Source organism: Jiella avicenniae, from assembly GCF_021390325.1.
GTDB classification, from domain to species: domain Bacteria; phylum Pseudomonadota; class Alphaproteobacteria; order Rhizobiales; family Rhizobiaceae; genus Jiella; species Jiella avicenniae.
The window spans coordinates 377483-393897 of record NZ_JAJUWU010000003.1 but is presented as its reverse complement, the minus strand read 5'-3'; the positions used below and the strand labels follow the sequence as shown (position 1 = coordinate 393897).

The following is a 16415-nucleotide window of genomic DNA, read 5'->3' as shown; positions in this document are numbered from 1 at the left end:
TGCTCCTAGTCCTTGGGATAGGAGCTGGCGCCGCCGTGGGCGGCCGACCAGCTCATCGGATTGTGGAGGAAGGCTTCGACTTCCTGCAGGATCGATTCTTCGAAATAGCCCTGGTCCCGCGCCACCTTCAGAACGTCCCACCAGGTGGCGAGGGCGTGCATCTGGATGCCGTTTTCCTTCAGGGTTTCTTTGGTCTCGGGGAAGATGTCGTAGTGGAAGATGACGAAGGTGTGCTCGACCGTCAGGCCGGCCTTGCGCAGCGCCTCGCAGAAGCGGATCTTGCTGCGGCCGTCGGTCGAAAGGTCCTCGACCAGCACGATCCGCGAGCCTTCACGGTAGTCGCCCTCGATCTGCGCGTCGCGGCCGAAGCCCTTCGGCTTCTTGCGGACGTACTGCATCGGCATCGACAGGCGGTCGGCGATCCAGGCGGCGAAGGGAATGCCGGCGGTCTCGCCGCCGGCGATGGCGTCGAGGGATTCGAAGCCGATGTCCCTGAGGATCACCGAGGACGCGAAGTCCATCAGCGTGTTGCGCACCCGCGGATAGGAGATCAGCTTGCGGCAGTCGATATAGACCGGGCTCGCCCAGCCGGAGGTGAAGCGGAAGGGCTCGTCCGCGCGAAAATGGACCGCCTTGACCTCGAGGAGCATCTTCGCGGTCATTTCGGCGATCAGGGTTTTGTCGGTGAAGCTCGTCAAGTCCGGTGCCTTTCCTGGAATGAGTGAGGCCCGTCGGGCGAGCGCCACGCTCTCTCCGACCACTGCAAATCCGCATCAGGCCTCCCCACCCTTACTCGCACCCTGCAGCCGGCTTCAATATCAAGAGCGCCGCTTTCCTCCGCCGGTTTGCCCTCGCGGGCGACCGCGGCGGCGGCGAAGCCGAGAGCAGCAAACGCCCGAGCATGGCGACGGGCCGCGGTTCCCGGCCGAGCCGGGGCGGTCGCTGCGCCGAGGTTTCGGGCGATTGCGGCACATCGGCTCATTGCGTCAGCTCCCGCGCCACCCGCCGCATCACGCCGATGGCGGCGACGAGATCCTCGACCTCCATTTGTTCGTCGGGATTGTGAGAGCCGTTGCGGTTGCGCACGAAGATCATGCCGGTCGGCACGCCAGCCTGCGCAAAGATCGCGGCGTCGTGCCCGGCCCCGCTCGGAATCGCCTCCGCCGGCAGACCCACTGCGGAACAGGCGGTGAGGATGGCCTCGATCATCGCCGGATCGAGCTCGGCGGGATCGCTGCGCACGGCCTCGTCGAAGACGAACTTCACCCGGCGTTCGCGTTCTATGATTCGGCACTCGGATTTCAGAAGTTCCTCGAAGGCGCGCAGGGTGCCGGTATCCTGGCTGCGCGCCTCGAAGCTGAAGCTGCACTCCCCCGGAATGCGCGACATCGCATGATGAGCGGGGTCGGTCTGGAAGATGCCGGCGGTGAGGACGAGGTCGCCGCCATGCTGCTGAATGGTCGCCCAGTGGTCGTCCATTCGCATGATCAGTTCGGACGTCGCGAACACCGCGTCGCGCCTGAGCCAGCGCGGCACCGCGCCGGAATGCCCGGCCTGGCCGATGCACTGCACCTCCCGGTGGCGGACGTTGCCGCGAATCCCCGTCACCGCCGCGACGGGCCACTGCCGCTCGACGAGGACCGGCCCCTGCTCGATGTGGAGTTCGAGGAAGAAGCGGATCTGCGTGGCGTCGACCAGCGGCTCGCCCGCCTCGATCTTCGCCATCTCGATCCCGGTCTCGCGCATGGCGTCGGCGAGCGTTCCGCGCCCGTCCCGGCGGCGGGTCGAAAGGGCTTTCTCGCCGAGCCGGCCGAACAGTGCCTGGGAGCCCATATAGGCGTTGCCGAACCAGGCGCTTTCCTCGCCGCGCAGAGCCAGGACGCGCAGCGGAACGCGCATCGGCGCGTCTTCCCGTACCAGCGCAATCAGCGTCAGCAGCGCGGCGACGACGCCGGCGAGCCCGTCGAAATTGCCGCCCTGGGGCACCGAATCGACATGCGAGCCGAAGTAGCCGCAGGGCGCCTCGGGCGAGGTGTCGCCGGGGGCGGCGACCACCAGGTTCTCGCCGGCGTCGCGCCAGGTCCGGAGGCCGAAGTCGCGGGCGAAGCGCTCCAGATAATCGAGCGTCTCGGTTTCGACAGTGCTGTAGGCCGGACGCGACACGCCGAGGACGTCCGGCGACATCGCCGCGACGTCGGCGAAGATCTTCTCGGCGAGGCCTGCAAGGTCCGGGAGGTCGGGTGTCTCGCCGGACCGTGCACCCTCGGCGATGGCGGTCGTCGGGCTCACGCGATGGCTTCCCATTCCAGCGAGGCGTCGTGGGCCTCGGCGCTCAGCGTTCCGGTGAGGTCGGCGATGCGCTCGATCCCGTTCTGCCGGCAGTAGTCCTCCAGCCCGTCGATGACGGTGAGCATCGCGCCGGGGTGAACGAAGGTGGCGGTGCCGACCTGCACGGCCCGGCAGCCGACGATCAGATATTCCAGCGCGTCCGCGGCGGTCATGATGCCGCCGCAGCCGATGACCGGAATGTCGACGGCGCGCACGCACTGATAGGCCATGCGCAGGATGATCGGCTTGACCGCCGGCCCGGACAGCCCGCCCATGACCCGGCCGAGGCTGGCGCGGCGGGTGCGGATGTCGACGCTCATGGCGAGAATGGTGTTGGCGACGACCAGCGCGTCGGCGCCGCCCGCCGCGGCCGCCTCGGCGACGGCCGGCATCTCGCCTGTGTTGGGAGTCAGTTTCGCCCAGAGCGGCAGATCGGTCGCCTGGCGCAGCTTGCGCATGACGGCGAGGGTGGTCTCCGGCCGCATCGCGAAGGCCCGCCCGTCGTCCTCGATGTTCGGGCAGGAGATGTTGACCTCGACCGCCGCGACGCCCGGCACGCTGACGCGGCGGCAGATGTCGGCGAAGCCGTCCGGCGTGTCGGCGGAGATCGAGACGACGAGCGGCACGTCGAAATTGGCGTAGAGCGGGATGGTCTCGGCGACGAAGGCATCGACGCCCTTCGAGGGGATGCCGATCGAATTCAGCATGCCGCCGGGAACCTCGGAGACGCGCGGCGTCGGATTGCCCTGGCGCTTGCCGGGGGTGACGGTCTTGGTGACGAAGGCGCCGAGGCGTTTGAGCGCGATGATCTCGGCGAGCTCGGACGCGAAGGTGCCGGAGGCCGGCATCACCGGATTGGCGAGGCGGATGCCGCCGCAGTCGACCGAGAGGTCTACCATTCGAGCGCCTCCAGCAGGGGGAAGACCGGGCCTTCGCTGCAGACCCGGCGGTGGACGATCTCATCGCCCTGACGGAACGGTCGGACGCAGCAGAAGCACATGCCGACGCCGCAGGCCATCTGCTGCTCCAGCGCAGCCTCGCCGAACACACCGAGGCGGCGGGAGACCCGTTGCGCCGCCAGCATCAGCCGGTTCGAGCCGCAGACATAGAGGGCGCCGAGGCGGCCCTCGCCGTGCAGCGCATGCAGCATGTTCTCGACGTTCTCGACCGCCGAGGTTCCTTCCGAATCGGTGACGGTCATGACGCGGGCTCCGGCTTCCAGGAACTCGTCCTTCGACATCACCAGTTCCGGCGTCCGGGCACTGAGGATGGCGGTGACGGCGTGACCGGCCTCGCGGGCATGGGAGACCAGCGGGGCCATGGTGGCGAGGCCGACGCCGCGGCCGAGAAGGGCGATCGGCGCGCCGTCCTTCGGCAGCGAGAAGCCGTTGCCGAGCGGGCCGAAAAGGTTGATCGAGGCGCCGGGGTCGAGCTCTGCCATGGTGCGGGTGCCGGTGCCGGTGACCTTGTAGAGGAACGACAGCCGCCCCGCCTCGGGCTCGATGCGATAGATGCTCATCGGTCGGCGGAAGAACGGCTGCAGGGCGCCGCTGTGGGGGCAGAGGATCTGGAAGAATTGACCGGGCCGGGCATTCGCCGAGCCGTCCGGCACCGCGACCGTCATCAGCCGGTACTCGGCGTTGACGGGATCGTTCGCAAGGATCCGCGCGTCGAATTCGCCGGCGCGTGGCGCCACGAGCGACGGCGTCGGAGCGGGCGTGGGAAGGGTCGCAGCTTGCATCGGTTTTTCCTCAGCCCAAAATCAGTTTCGGCAGGAAGGTCGAAAGCTGGGGCACGTAGGTGACGACGAGGAGCGTCAGGATGTTGATCAGGACGAAGGGCCAGACGCCCGCGATGATGGTCATGACCGGCTTGTCGAGGGTCGAGGAGGCGACGAAGATGTCGAGCCCGAAGGGCGGCGTGATCATGCCGATGCAGATGTTGAGGCAGACGATCAGGCCGAAATGGATGGGGTCGATGCCGAAGGTCATGGCGACCGGATAGAGCGCCGGCACCAGCAGGAGCAGCGCCGAGTTCGGGTCGATGAACATCCCGGCGAGGAGGAACAGGACGTTGACGATCAGAAGGAAGATCAGCCAGTCGGCGCCGATCGTCTGCATGAAGTCGATCACCAGCGCCGGGAACTGGCCGAGCGTGATGAAGTAGGAGACGAGGCTGCCCATGCCGAGGAGGATGAAGATCACCGAATTGGTGATCGCCGCCTGTCCGGCGACCCGGAAGAGGTCGCGCAGGCCGAGTTCGCGATAGACGACCGCCTCGACGAGGACGGCGTAGACGACGCTGACCGCCGCCGCCTCGGTGGGGGTGAAGATGCCGCCATAGATGCCGCCGAGGATGATGACGGGCAGGCCGAGCGCCCATCCGGCGGCGCGGAGCACCGCGAGCCGCTCTCCCCAGGGCATCGCCGCGCCGCCCTTGCGGCCGGTCCGGATGCTGTCGACGACGACGTAGAGGGCGAAGGCGAGGGCGAGGAAGATGCCGATGACGAGGCCGCCGGCGAACAGCCCGGCGATCGAGGTGCCGGTCAGCCAGCCATAGATGATCAGCGTGATCGAGGGCGGAATCAGCAGCGCCGTCTCGGCCGAGGAGACGATCAGGCCGAGGGCGAAGCGTTCGCGGTATCCGGCCTTGATCAGTTCCGGATACATGATCCGGCCGAGCGCCGCGACGGTGGCCGGCGCCGAGCCGGACACGGCGCCGAAGGCCGCGCAGCCGGCGATGGTGGTGTAGCCGATGCCGCCGGCGCGATGGCCGAGGAAGGCCTTGACGAGGCTCGTCAGGTCGCGCGCGATCCGCCCGCTCGCCATCAGTTCGGCGGCGAAGATGAAGAAGGGGATGGCGAGCAGCGTCGACTGGTTGATGCCGGCGACGATCTTCTGGCCGACGACGATGTCGGGCAGGGCGCCGAAATAGCCGCTCTTGATCGCGAGGCCCGGCAGCCCGAGCACCAGAAACATCTCGAAGCCGAGCCCCAGAAGGACGAGGGCGAGGAGGAAGATGGCGAGGGCGAGCATCAGTGGGCGTCCGCCGGGGATGTGGCCGCCCAGCGGTCGAAGACGCCGACGAGGCTCGCGAGATAGCGGATGGCGAGAAGCGCGAAGCCGACCGGCAGCGCGGCATAAAGGAGCGCCGTCGTGACGCCGAGGGTCGGGCTAGACTGGCCGGAGCGCAGCACCAGGAGCGCGATGTCGGTGCCGAACCAGGCGATGAAACCGCTGAAGGCGAGGCCGGCGAAGTCGATCAGCTTGCGCACGAGGGTCTGGAGCCGCTGCGGCAGGCGTTCCAGCAGCGAGCCCATGGCGATGTGGCGGCCGCGCTGGAGGGCGAGGCCGAGGCCGAGGAAGACCATCCACACCATCAGGTAACGCGTCGCCTCGTCGACCCAGGCGATCTGGCGGAACAGCTCGTCGGAAACGGCCCTGACCAGCACCGACCCGCTGAACAGCACGGTCATGACGACCATGATGCCGGCGAGCAGGAATTCTTCCACTCGACCCAAGGTCTCGAGAACCGCCTTCATCCGGCACTTCCTTCAGACTTCCGGAAAGAAAAGGCCCGCCGCGCGGCGCACGGCGGGCGCGAAGAGGCCGGCGATCAGTTGTCGCCGGTGACCTTCTCGTACTGGGCCTCGTAGGCGTCGACGATCGCCTTGCCGGCATCGCCGGCCTGAGCGAGATAGGCCTCGCGCGCCTTCGGATACATCAGCTCGCGCATCTTCCGGCGCTCCTCGTCGGTCAGCTCGCGCACGTTCATGCCGGCGTCCTCGAGGGTCTGCAGCGCCTTGTCCTGCGAGGCTTCCTTGATCGCCTCGACCTTCGGGCGAACCTCGTCGAAAGCCTCGACGATGATCGTCTGATACTCGGCGGGAAGCGAATTCCACCAGGCCGGGTTGAACAGGACGACGTCCTCGTTGGCGCCATGGCCGGAGACGAGGAGGTTCTTCTGCACCTCGTTGTATTTCATCGTCGCGATCGTATCGAGCGCGTTCTCCTGGCCGTCGACCACGCCGGTCTGCAGCGCCGTGTAGAGTTCGCCGAAGGGCAGCGGCACGGCCGAGGCGCCGACGGCGTCGAACTGGGCCATCAGCACCTGCGAATCCATCACGCGGAAGCGCTGGCCGTCGAAGGCGTCGACGCTCTCCATCGGCTTGTTGGAAGTGAAGCTCTTGCGGCCGTTCGGCCAGATCGCCACCGCCTTGAAGCCGAGCGGCTCGAAGCTTTCGAGCACGGCGTCGCCGAAGGGGCCGTCCCGGAGTTCGGCCGCCGTCTTGCGGTCGGCCGGGTAGAGGAAGGGGACGTCGAGGATCGAGACGGCCGGGTTGAAGCCGGCGAGGAAGGCCGCGGGCGAGACCGTGCCCTCGATGACGCCGAGCTGGACGCCCTCGTTCATCTCACGTGCCTGGCCGAGCTGGCCGGCCGGATAGATGCTGAATTCGACCGCACCCTTGGTGCGCTCCTTGACGAGGTCCGCGACCATTTCGAGGCCCTGGTGACGCGCCTGCTGCGGCGACTCCAGATGGCCGATGCGCGCCGTGAATTCCTGCGCGGCCGCCGTGCCGGCCAAAAGCGTCGCCGCCAGAGCGACCACGCCGGCAATGCGAAAATGCGTCCCAAACATCGAAGAACTACCCCTGCCCATGATTGACGGAAGGCGAGAGAAGAGCCGTCCGGGGCGGGGGTGTCAAGCGGAAATCTCAAAAATGAGACGGATCGCCGCTGCCGTCGATCCCGTATCGAGCGACGAGGCCGCGCAGGAAGTCGGCAGCGGCGTCGCCCTTCAAGGCGCCCTCCCACAACCTGCGGGCGATGTCCTCGTGCAGGCGCATCGGCTCCGGCGCCGAGGTGATCAGGGCGACGCCGATCCTGACGTTCGGCTGCTCCCCGAGCCGGAACGGACTGATCGCCAGCGTCGAGCGGTGACGCTGCCGGAAGATCTGGAACGTCGTCGCCGGCGTCGGCTCGCGGGCGATGCCGATCTGGACCCCGGAAGGCGGGTGGCGCAGGAGGGCTTCGATGCGCTCGACCTCGCTCCTGGCGAGGCGGCGGCGCTCGGCAACGGTCTCGGCCGGCAGGTCGTGGCGGCCGAGCGCCCCATGCAGGAGAAAGCGCTCGAGGTCGGAGGAGGCGATCAGGCTGACGATCAGTGGCTGCCGGCGCTTGTACCAGTTCTTGCGCTGGCGCAGCACGGCCATCAGGGCGTCGACCGACTGGCGCGCTGCGGCGGACGCGTCCTCGCCGGGCGGAATCGCCTCCAGCATCACCGCCTCGAGCATCCCGTCATAGGCGTCGGAGGTGAGAAGATAGGAGACCGGGCCGAACAGGCCGATGATCTGCTCGGCCTCTTCCTCGATCTGGCGCATGCGCTCGAAGAAGGCGATGGCCGTGTCGACATATTCGACGCCGACGCCGAGGAGACTGGGCAGCGACGTGCCGAGGACGTCGGCGATCCGCGTCAGCGTCTCGATCTTCGGGATCTCGCCCTTCTCGGCGCGGTAGAGCGCCGCCCGCGAAATGCCGAGGCTGGCGGCGACCGCCTCGGGCGTCAGTCCCCGGCCCATGCGAAAGGCGCGCAGCCGCGCGCCGATGTCGCTCAGCCGGATGGGCGCGGTTTCGCCCGTCTCCGACAATATCTCGCCCACCTCCTTTCGGCCGGCCTGCACCCCGTCCGTCAGGTCGGTTTCGGAGGAAAGCCGCGTCTCGTCTCGGGTGGAATGCAGGTCGGAGCGTGTCACTCGAGGATCTCCCGAACGTTCGGAGCGCGGCGAACCGCTCGGTTCACGGGTTTCTGCCGAGAGGATTAATCCAGCTCCGCGCGAACCGGAACAGGCAGGCGTCCGTCCCTTTCACCGCGCGAGATCGCAGCGGCCGGCTGGAAAAGCCGCGGACCCGGGCATTCCCGGCCGGTTCGCCCGCCGTGTGTACTTTTCGTCAACGCCGCAGTCGGAAGGCGGCACTATGCCGATGCGGCGGCTTTGGTAGGTTCGAGCTTATCTCAAAAATGAGATGCAGCCCATCGCCGTCACCGAAGGAGCAAGGCATGACACGCACAGCCTTTCATCTCGCCACGATCGCCGTTGCCGGCTTCGCCATGACGCAGGCGGCCGCGGCTGCGGATTTCGACTGGAAGTTCGCCCACATCGTCAGCCCGGACACGCCCTCCGGCAAGGCTGCCGCGAAGCTCGCCGAACTCATCGAAGAGCGCTCCGGCGGCCGCATGTCGGTCGAGGTGTTTCCCTCCGCGCAGCTCGGCGACGACGCCCAGATCATCGAGCAGATCCAGCTCGACACCGTGCAGATGGGCATCCCGCCGACGGCCAAGCTCGGCAATTTCGAGCCGCGCATGCAGGTCTTCGATCTGCCCTTCATCTTTCCCACGCCGGAGGCCGCCTACACCGTCCTCGACGGCGAGATCGGCCGGGAGCTGCTCGACACCCTCGACGAGAAGGGCCTGAAGGGCCTCGCCTATTGGGAGAGCGGCTTCAAACACCTGACCGCCGACCATCCGATCGAGAGCCTCGCCGACCTCTCGGGCGTCAAGGTCCGCACGATGGACAGCCCGCTGATCATCGACCAGTACCGCAGCTGGGGCGCCAACCCGATCCCGATCGCGTTCGCCGAGGTCTACAACGCCCTGCAGACCGGCGTCGCCAATGCGCAGGAGAACTCGCTCACCTCGATCGACACGATGAAGTTCTACGAGGTGCAGTCCGACCTGACGCTTTCGGGCCACGCTTATCTGCCCTACGCCTTCATCGTCAGCAAGCAGGCCTGGGACGGGCTGCCGGAAGACCTGCAGAAGGTCGTCCAGGACACTGTCACCGAGATGCGCGACTACAACCGCCAGCTCACCGCCGACGTCGATTCCAAGCTGGTGGACAAGTTCGAGGAAAAGGGCATGCGCGTGCATGAACTCGGCGAGGACGCCCGCGCCAAGTTCGTCGAGGCGAGCCGCGACGTGCACGAGAACTTCGAATCGGTGGTCACGCCGGAACTGCTGCAGCGGATCTACGAGGCGACCGAATAGATCGTCCCCGCCGACCGGAGGGTGTGATGGGCCGTTTCCTCAAGGTTCTGGACCGGACGGAAGACGCGGCGATGGTGGCGGGGCTCGCGCTCGCCACCGTCCTCGTCGTGATCCAGGTCGTCCTGCGCTACGTCTTCAACAGCTCGATCTTCTGGGCCGAGGAGCTCGTCCGCTACACCATCGTCTGGACGGCCTTCATCGGCGCCGGCATGGGGCTGCGCAACGGCAAGCACATCTCCGTCGACCTCTTGCAGACGTTTCTGCCGGAGCGCCCGGCCCGCCTGGTGGCGCTCGCCGGCGTGGTGATCGGCTGCCTCTTCTCCGTGCTCCTGTTCTGGTACGGGCTCGCGCTGGTGCGTCATGCGTTGGCGATGGGACAGCTCTCTTCGGCGATGCGGATCCCGATGGGCTGGGTCTATCTGATCCTGCCGATCGCCGGCGTCCTGCAGTTCGTGCGGTTTTCGCAGATCGGCTGGGAGCTTCACACCGGCCGCCGCACGGCCCGCATCGACATCGATCATCTGGCGCGCGAGGCGGGCGTCTGAACCATGCCCGTCATCCTCCTGACCCTCGTCGGCGCGACGCTGCTGATCGGCGTTCCGATCTTCCTGGCTCTGGCGCTCACCGCCTTTCTCGGGATCGGCCTGTTCACCTCGACGCCGCCGGTGATCGTCGCCCAGCGCCTGTTCGCCGGCATCGACAACTTCACCTTGATGTCGATTCCGTTCTTCGTGCTCGCGGCGGACCTGATGCGCGTCGCGGGCATCGCCGATCGGCTGATCCGGCTGGCGCGCGTCCTGGTCGGCTGGCTGCCCGGCGGGCTCGCGGCCTCCGGTGTCGTCGCCTGCCTGTTCTTCGGCTCGATCAGCGGCTCGAGCCCGGCGACGCTCGCCGCCGTCGGCAGCATCATGATCTGTGCGCTGATCAAGGCCGGCTATCCGGAGCGCTTCTCCATCGGCCTGATGACCACGGCCGGCTCCCTCGGGATCGTCGTTCCGCCGAGCATCACGCTGATCATCTACGGCGCCGTCACCGGCACCTCGATCGGACAGCTCTTCGCCGCCGGTCTCGTCCCGGGGATCATGCTGGCCGCCATGCTGATCGCTTATTGCGGCTATGCCGGCTGGCGCTACGCGGTGCCGCTGGAGCCGCGGCCGAGCGCCGGCGAAGTCGGCAGGGCCTTCAAGGACGCGGGTTTCGGGCTCGGCCTGCCGGTGCTTCTCCTCGGCGGCATCTATACCGGCGTCTTCACGCCGACCGAATCCGCCGCCGTGGCGGTCGCCTACGGGCTCGTCGTCGGGATGCTCGTCTATCGCAGCATCGACCTTCCGGCGCTCGGGCGCGTTTTGAAGGAATCCGGCCTCGTCTCGGCGACGCTGCTGCTGATCGCCGCCGGTGCCTCGGCGCTCTCCTGGCTGCTCGCGAGCCAGGGCATCGTCGGGGACGTCGCGGCGCAGGTGCTGGGGACGACCGACAATCCGGCGCTGATCCTGCTTCTGTTCAACCTCGTCCTGATCGTCGCCGGCTGCTTCCTCGACGGGACGTCGGCGGTCATCATCCTGGCGCCTCTGATGCTGAAGATCATCAGTTCGGTCGGCATCGATCCGGTGCATTTCGGCATCGTCACTCTGGTCAACGTCGAACTCGGCATGATGACGCCGCCGGTCGGGCTGAACCTCTTCGTCGCCTGCGCGATCACCCGCAAGCCGATCCACTTCGTCGCTCTGGCGGTGCTGCCGAGCACGCTGATCGTCCTTCTCGGCCTGCTCGTGATCACCTACGTGCCCTGGATCTCGATGGTGTTGCCCGATGCGCTCTACCGCTAGCCCCGTGACCCGCATCGCCGGCGCTCTCGTGTTCCTTCGGGAGGGTTCGCAGTGGCGCGCGCTGGCGCGCGATCTGTGGATCGAGGACGGCCAGATCCGGCGGATCGGCGATCCGCAGGAGCCGCGGAAGGACGGCGAGACGATCGTCGACGCGGCGGGATGCCTCGTCGCGCCGGGCCTGATCAACGCCCATACGCATTCGCCGCTGTCCTCGCTGCGCGGCACGACGGACGGGCTGGGGCATGTCGGCTTCATGTGGCGCAACCAGGCCGACACGGCCGGGCGCGACCCGCAGGAGGTCTACGATCACGCGCTGGCCCAGGCGCTGGAGGCGCTGGCCACCGGCACGACGGCGATGATCGACCATTTCCCGGAGCAGAATCCGACGCGCGAGATGATAGACGCCGCCGCGCAGGCCTATCTCGATGCCGGGATCCGCTGCAATCTGGCGCTGCGGATCTTCGACGGCGCCTATGACGACATCCTGCCGGATCCCTCGACTGGTCTCGTTCCGCCCGACCCGTCGCCGCTGGCGCCGGGCTCGATCGACGGGCTGATCGGCCTCTGCGACGAGGCGGCGGCGCGCTGGCACGGTGCCGGGGACCGGCTCGCGGTCCTGCCCGGCCCGTCCAATCCGCTCCGCTGCAGCGACGACCTGCTGCGCGCTTCTGCCGAACTCGCCGAGGCGCGCGATCTCGGCCTCCATGCGCACATGCTGGAGACCCGCCGGCAACGGGAGATCAGCCGGGCGCGGCACGGCGTCTCCAACGTCGCGCGCCTCGACCGGTTGGGCATCCTCTCCGACCGCTGGTCGCTCGCCCACTGCGTCTGGGTCGACGAGGACGACCGGGCCGCACTCGCCGCGTCCGGCGCGGTGCCGGTGCACAATCCCGCGAGCAACGCCAAGCTCGGCGTCGGAACGGCGCCGGTGGCGGCGATGCGCGATCAGGCGATCACCGTGGCCCTCGGCACGGACGGCGCCAGCACCAGCGACAGCCTCGACCTGCACGAGGCGATCTGGCTGGCGGCGCTCGTCTCGCGCGGCGAGGGCAAGGGGATCGGCGCGGCCGACGCCTACGACCTTGCTACCGTCGGCGGCGCGCGCGCTCTTCGCCAGCCGGGCGTCACCGGGCGGATCGAGGCGGGGGCGGTCGCCGATCTCGTCTTCTACGATCTCGACGATCCGTCCCTCTGCCCACTGAACGATCCGGTCCAGCAACTGGTCTTCGCCGTCCGCGGCGGTGCCGTGTGCCGTACCATGGTGGCCGGGCGCAGCGTCTACGAACGGAGCGCCGAGGCGGAGGAGCGGCTGCGCGAGGTTCGGCTGCGGCTTGCCCGTTCGAGGCCGGCGGCAGCCAGCCGCGACCCCGAGCTGAGCCGCTTCGCCGACGCCATGGCGGCGCTCGATCGCCCCGGCGGCAGGATGAGCCGATGACGAGCGCCCCCGAGACCACAGCGCCGATCGGCATGATCCGGACCGATACACCCGCCATCGGTCGCTCCATGCCGAGGGCCGAAACGCGGCGGCTGCTGGCCGGGCGCGGGCGCTATGTCGACGACGGCGCGCCACGGGGTTGCCTGCACGCCGCCTTCCTGCGCAGCCCCTTCGCCCATGCCCGCTTCACGATCGCCGATACGTCGACGGCCGCCGGCCTGAGCGGCGTCGTCGCCGTGCTGACCGCGGCGGATCTCGCGCCGGTGTGCCGGCCCTGGCAATGCCGCTCCGGCGCCTTTCCCGGATTGGTCTCGCCGGTGCAGCGGGCACTTGCGGACGGCCGGGTGGCCTTCCAGGGCGAGCCGGTGGCGATGGTCGTCGCCGAAAGCCGGGCCCGGGCCGAGGACGCGCTGGATCTGATCGCGGTCGACTGGGAGGAGTTGCCGGCCGTCGCCAGCCTCGCCGCCGCCCTGTCCGCCGAAGCCCTGACGCATCCGGAGCTGGCCGACAACGTCGCCTGGCGCACGGAGTTCGGCTCGGCCGATTTCGACGCCGTCTTTGCCGGCGCCGACTTCGTCGTCGAGGAGCGCTTCGCCTTCGAGCGCAAGACCGGCGTCTCGCTGGAGCCGCGCGGGGTGCTCGCCGAATTCGATCCCGCCGAGGGGCTCCTCGACGTCCGCATCTCCCACCAGATGCCTCACCAGCTGCAGCTCCACATCGCCGAACAGCTCGACCTTCCGATCGGCCGGGTGCGGGTGGCCTGCGGCGACGTCGGCGGCGGCTTCGGCATCAAGATGCACGTCTATCCCGACGAACTCGCGACCTGCGCGGCGGCAAAGCTGCTCGGCCGGCCGGTGAAGTTCGTCGCCGACCGCATCGAGGCGCTCGCCACCGACATCCACGCCCGCGAACATCAGGTCGACGCCCGCATGGCGGTGGACGGCGAGGGCCGCATCCTCGGCTTCGACATCCACGACGTCCAAGGGCTCGGGGCCTATTCCGTCTTCCCCCGGTCGAGCACCACCGAGGCGATGAGCGTCTTGCGGGCGATGGGCGGCCCCTATCGGTTCGAGGCCTATCGCGCGCGGCTCGAATGCCTGCTGCAGAACAAGTCGCTGACCGGCCAGTACCGCTCCGTCGGCCATCCGATCGCCTGCGCCGTGACCGAGCGCCTCGTGGACCTCGCTGCGGCGCGGCGCGGCGAGGACCCGCTGGCCTTCCGACGCCGCAATCTCCTCCCCGTCGAGGCCATGCCCTGGACCAATCCGGCGGGCGGGCGGATGTTCGAACTCTCCCACCACGCCTGCCTCGACGCGATGATCGGGCTCGTCGACCTCGATGCCAAGCGCGAGGAGGTTCGCGCCGGCCGGGCCGCGGGGCGGCTGCTCGGCCTCGGCTTCGCCAGCTTCGTCGAATTCACCGCGACCGGGTCGCAGGCCTATGGCGCGGCCGGCGTCAAGGTCGCCGCCGGCGACACGGTGGTGGCGTCGCTGGAGCCGTCCGGTTCGGTCCGGGCGCAGGCTTCGGCCAGCGAGATCGGCCAGGGGGTCCGGCAGGCGCTGGCGCAGGTTCTGGCCGATGGCGTCGGCCTCGACCCGTCGAACGTCCGGGTCGAGACGGGCGACACGCGCACCGCGCCTCATGGCGGCGGCGCCTGGGCCTCGCGCGGCGCGGCCATCGCCGGCGAGGCGGCCTGGCGCGCCGGGCGCCGGCTGCGCGGCGAGATTCTGGCCGCCGTCGCGGCGCTCGTGCAGGCGAAACCGGCGGATCTCGACATCCGCGCCGGCGAGGTCGTCGAGGTCGCGACCGGCACCCCGCGCATGACGCTTGCCGATCTCGCCGACCTCGTCCTGTTCCGCAGCCACGAGCTTCCGGCGGGTGTGCGGCCGCAATTCACCGTCGCCGAGCAGTATCACCGCGACGACGACCCGTTCCTGCCGACCAACGGCATCCAGGCGGCGATGGTCGAGATCGACCGCGCCACCGGCTTCGTCCGCCTGCTCGGTCACTGGGTGGTCGAGGATTGCGGCCGAATCATCAATCCGCTCCTCGTCGACGAGCAGATCCGCGGCGGGGTGGTCCAGGGCATCGGCGAGGCGCTCTACGAGGCCTGCCGCTACGATGCGGCCGGCCAGTTCACCAGCGGCACGCTCGCCGACTATCTGGTGCCGATGGCCGGCGACCTGCCGGAGATCGCGATCGGCCATGTCGAAACGCCCTACAGCGGATCGTCCGTCGGCGCCAAGGGGGCCGGGGAGGCGGGCACCTGCGGTGCCCCGGCCGCCATCCTGAACGCCGTCAACGACGCGCTCGCCCCGCATGGCGCCAGCCTCGCCGCGCTGCCGATCAAGCCGGTGTCGGTCCTGCGCGCCCTCGGGGATCTCGGCGCGGGAGAGGCGCCATGAAGCCCGCCCGGTTTCGTTATTTGAGGCCGGAGACGCTGGAGGAGGCGCTGGCGATGCTCGCCGAGTGGGGAGATGATGCGGCGGTCCTCGCGGGCGGCCAGAGCCTCGTTCCCATGCTCAACCTGCGAATGGCGCAGCCCGCCGTGCTGATCGACGTCAACCGCATTGCCGGGCTCGACCGGATCGAAATTATCGGTGAGCGGCTGCATGTCGGCGCCCGCGCCCGCCATGCCGAGGTGCTCCGGTCCGCGACGGTCGCGCGTGCGGCGCCGCTTTTGGCGCTGGCCCTCGGCAACGTCGCGCACGAGGCGGTGCGCAACCGCGGCACCTTCGGCGGCAGCCTGGCGCTCGCCGATCCCGCCGCCGAAATCCCCGCCGTCACCGTCTGCCTCGATGGCGCGATCCTCGCCCGTTCCTCGACCGGCGAGCGGCGGATCCCCGCGGCCTCGTTCTTCGAAGGCGTCTATACGACGGCGCTCCGGCCGGAGGAGTTGCTCGTCGGCGTCGACTTCGCCCCGCTCGGCCCGGATTTTCGCTTCTGTTTCCGCGAGGTCTCGCGGCGGCACGGCGATTTCGCGCTGGCGGCGATCGCCTTTGCCGGACGCATCGAGGCCGGCCGCGTCGGCGAGTGCCGCGTCGTCTTCGCTGGCGTCGAGGAAAGTCCCCGACGCCTCGCCGCCGTCGAAGCGGCACTGGCGGGCGCCGCCGTCTCGGACGAGCAGGCGTGGCGGGCAGCCGGCGACGGCCTCGGCGCGGTTCTGGATCCAATCGAGGGGGCCGAATACCCCGCCGCCTACCGGCTTCTCCTGGCGCGCAATCTGCTGCTGGAGACCCGGCGCCAGCTCGAGGAGGAAGCCGCCCGATGACGGTCGACGAGGAAACCCTGACGATCACCTGCACCGTCAACGGCGAAGCCGTGCGCGACGTCGTGCCGGTGCGCCGGTCGCTGGTCGACTGGGTGCGGCACGATCTCGGCCTGACCGGGAGCCATGTCGGCTGCGAGCACGGCGTCTGCGGCGCCTGCCACGTTCAGGTGGACGGGCGCGTGGTGCGCGGCTGTCTGATGCTGGCGGTGCAGGCGGACGGTGCCCGCGTCGAAACCGTCGAAGGGGCGACGCGATCGGGGCGCGTCGCCGTGCTGCAGGACTGCTTCTTTGAGCGGGCGGCGCTGCAATGCGGTTTCTGCACGCCGGGAATCCTCCTGCAGGCGGCGGAACTTTTGGAGCACACTCCGGCGCCGGACCGGGCCGAGATCCGGGCGGCGCTCTCCGGCAACATCTGCCGCTGCACCGGCTATCAGGCGATCGTCGAGGCGGTCGAGGAAGCCGCCGGGCGCCTGCGGGCCTGACGGCGGCATTCGGCCGGTCCGGCGTCGGC

Annotated in this window: 15 protein-coding genes; 7 read left to right on the top strand and 8 right to left on the bottom strand. The window is 69.1% G+C overall.

Annotation, left to right across the window (positions count from 1 at the left end; all coding sequences use genetic code 11):
• Positions 1–5 precede the first annotated feature (5 nt).
• The 8 genes from LZD57_RS04035 to LZD57_RS04000 all read right to left on the bottom strand — a co-directional run bounded on the left by LZD57_RS04035 (position 6) and on the right by LZD57_RS04000 (position 8080).
• On the bottom strand, positions 6–698 hold the full coding sequence (locus LZD57_RS04035; protein WP_255699742.1) for an orotate phosphoribosyltransferase: 693 nt from the start codon (positions 696–698) through the stop codon (positions 6–8).
• Positions 699–978: 280 nt separating this feature from the next.
• Positions 979–2289, bottom strand: a complete 1311-nt coding sequence (locus LZD57_RS04030) for a hydantoinase/carbamoylase family amidase (RefSeq protein WP_233717826.1) — start codon at positions 2287–2289, stop codon at positions 979–981.
• On the bottom strand, positions 2286–3227 hold the full coding sequence (locus LZD57_RS04025) for a dihydroorotate dehydrogenase (protein WP_233717825.1): 942 nt from the start codon (positions 3225–3227) through the stop codon (positions 2286–2288). Before LZD57_RS04025 ends, LZD57_RS04030 begins: the two co-directional genes overlap by 4 nt.
• A complete protein-coding gene (locus LZD57_RS04020) occupies positions 3221–4069 on the bottom strand; it encodes a dihydroorotate dehydrogenase electron transfer subunit (RefSeq protein ID WP_233717824.1) in 849 nt (282 codons plus the stop codon). Before LZD57_RS04020 ends, LZD57_RS04025 begins: the two co-directional genes overlap by 7 nt.
• 10 nt (positions 4070–4079) lie before the next feature.
• Complete coding sequence (locus LZD57_RS04015; protein WP_233717823.1) at positions 4080–5363, bottom strand: TRAP transporter large permease; 1284 nt, start codon at positions 5361–5363, stop codon at positions 4080–4082.
• On the bottom strand, positions 5363–5869 hold the full coding sequence (locus tag LZD57_RS04010) for a TRAP transporter small permease (protein WP_233717822.1): 507 nt from the start codon (positions 5867–5869) through the stop codon (positions 5363–5365). Before LZD57_RS04010 ends, LZD57_RS04015 begins: the two co-directional genes overlap by 1 nt.
• Positions 5870–5943: 74 nt before the next feature.
• Positions 5944–6966 (bottom strand): TRAP transporter substrate-binding protein, encoded by a 1023-nt coding sequence (locus LZD57_RS04005; protein ID WP_233717821.1) that lies wholly within the window; start codon positions 6964–6966, stop codon positions 5944–5946.
• A 76-nt stretch (positions 6967–7042) separates the two neighbouring features.
• Positions 7043–8080 (bottom strand): helix-turn-helix domain-containing protein, encoded by a 1038-nt coding sequence (locus LZD57_RS04000; RefSeq protein WP_233717820.1) that lies wholly within the window; start codon positions 8078–8080, stop codon positions 7043–7045.
• 305 nt (positions 8081–8385) lie between these two features.
• Between LZD57_RS04000 and LZD57_RS03995 the strand changes: the two genes are divergently transcribed.
• From LZD57_RS03995 to LZD57_RS03965, 7 genes are read left to right on the top strand one after another with little or no spacing between them, the layout of a single operon-like run.
• Positions 8386–9372 carry a TRAP transporter substrate-binding protein gene (locus LZD57_RS03995; RefSeq protein WP_233717819.1) on the top strand — a complete coding sequence of 329 codons (987 nt, stop codon included), beginning with the start codon at positions 8386–8388 and terminating at the stop codon, positions 9370–9372.
• Positions 9373–9398: 26 nt separating this feature from the next.
• Positions 9399–9917, top strand: a complete 519-nt coding sequence (locus LZD57_RS03990; protein WP_233717818.1) for a TRAP transporter small permease — start codon at positions 9399–9401, stop codon at positions 9915–9917.
• 3 nt (positions 9918–9920) lie between these two features.
• Positions 9921–11198, top strand: a complete 1278-nt coding sequence (locus tag LZD57_RS03985; RefSeq protein WP_233717817.1) for a TRAP transporter large permease — start codon at positions 9921–9923, stop codon at positions 11196–11198.
• Positions 11182–12633 (top strand): amidohydrolase family protein, encoded by a 1452-nt coding sequence (locus tag LZD57_RS03980; RefSeq protein ID WP_233717816.1) that lies wholly within the window; start codon positions 11182–11184, stop codon positions 12631–12633. The genes LZD57_RS03985 and LZD57_RS03980 overlap by 17 nt, the downstream gene beginning before the upstream one ends.
• On the top strand, positions 12630–15038 hold the full coding sequence (locus LZD57_RS03975; protein WP_233717815.1) for a xanthine dehydrogenase family protein molybdopterin-binding subunit: 2409 nt from the start codon (positions 12630–12632) through the stop codon (positions 15036–15038). The genes LZD57_RS03980 and LZD57_RS03975 overlap by 4 nt, the downstream gene beginning before the upstream one ends.
• Positions 15035–15904, top strand: coding sequence for an FAD binding domain-containing protein (locus LZD57_RS03970; protein WP_233717814.1), 870 nt, complete (start codon positions 15035–15037; stop codon positions 15902–15904). Before LZD57_RS03975 ends, LZD57_RS03970 begins: the two co-directional genes overlap by 4 nt.
• Positions 15901–16386, top strand: a complete 486-nt coding sequence (locus tag LZD57_RS03965) for a (2Fe-2S)-binding protein (RefSeq protein WP_233717813.1) — start codon at positions 15901–15903, stop codon at positions 16384–16386. The genes LZD57_RS03970 and LZD57_RS03965 overlap by 4 nt, the downstream gene beginning before the upstream one ends.
• The last annotated feature ends 29 nt before the right edge of the window (positions 16387–16415 follow it).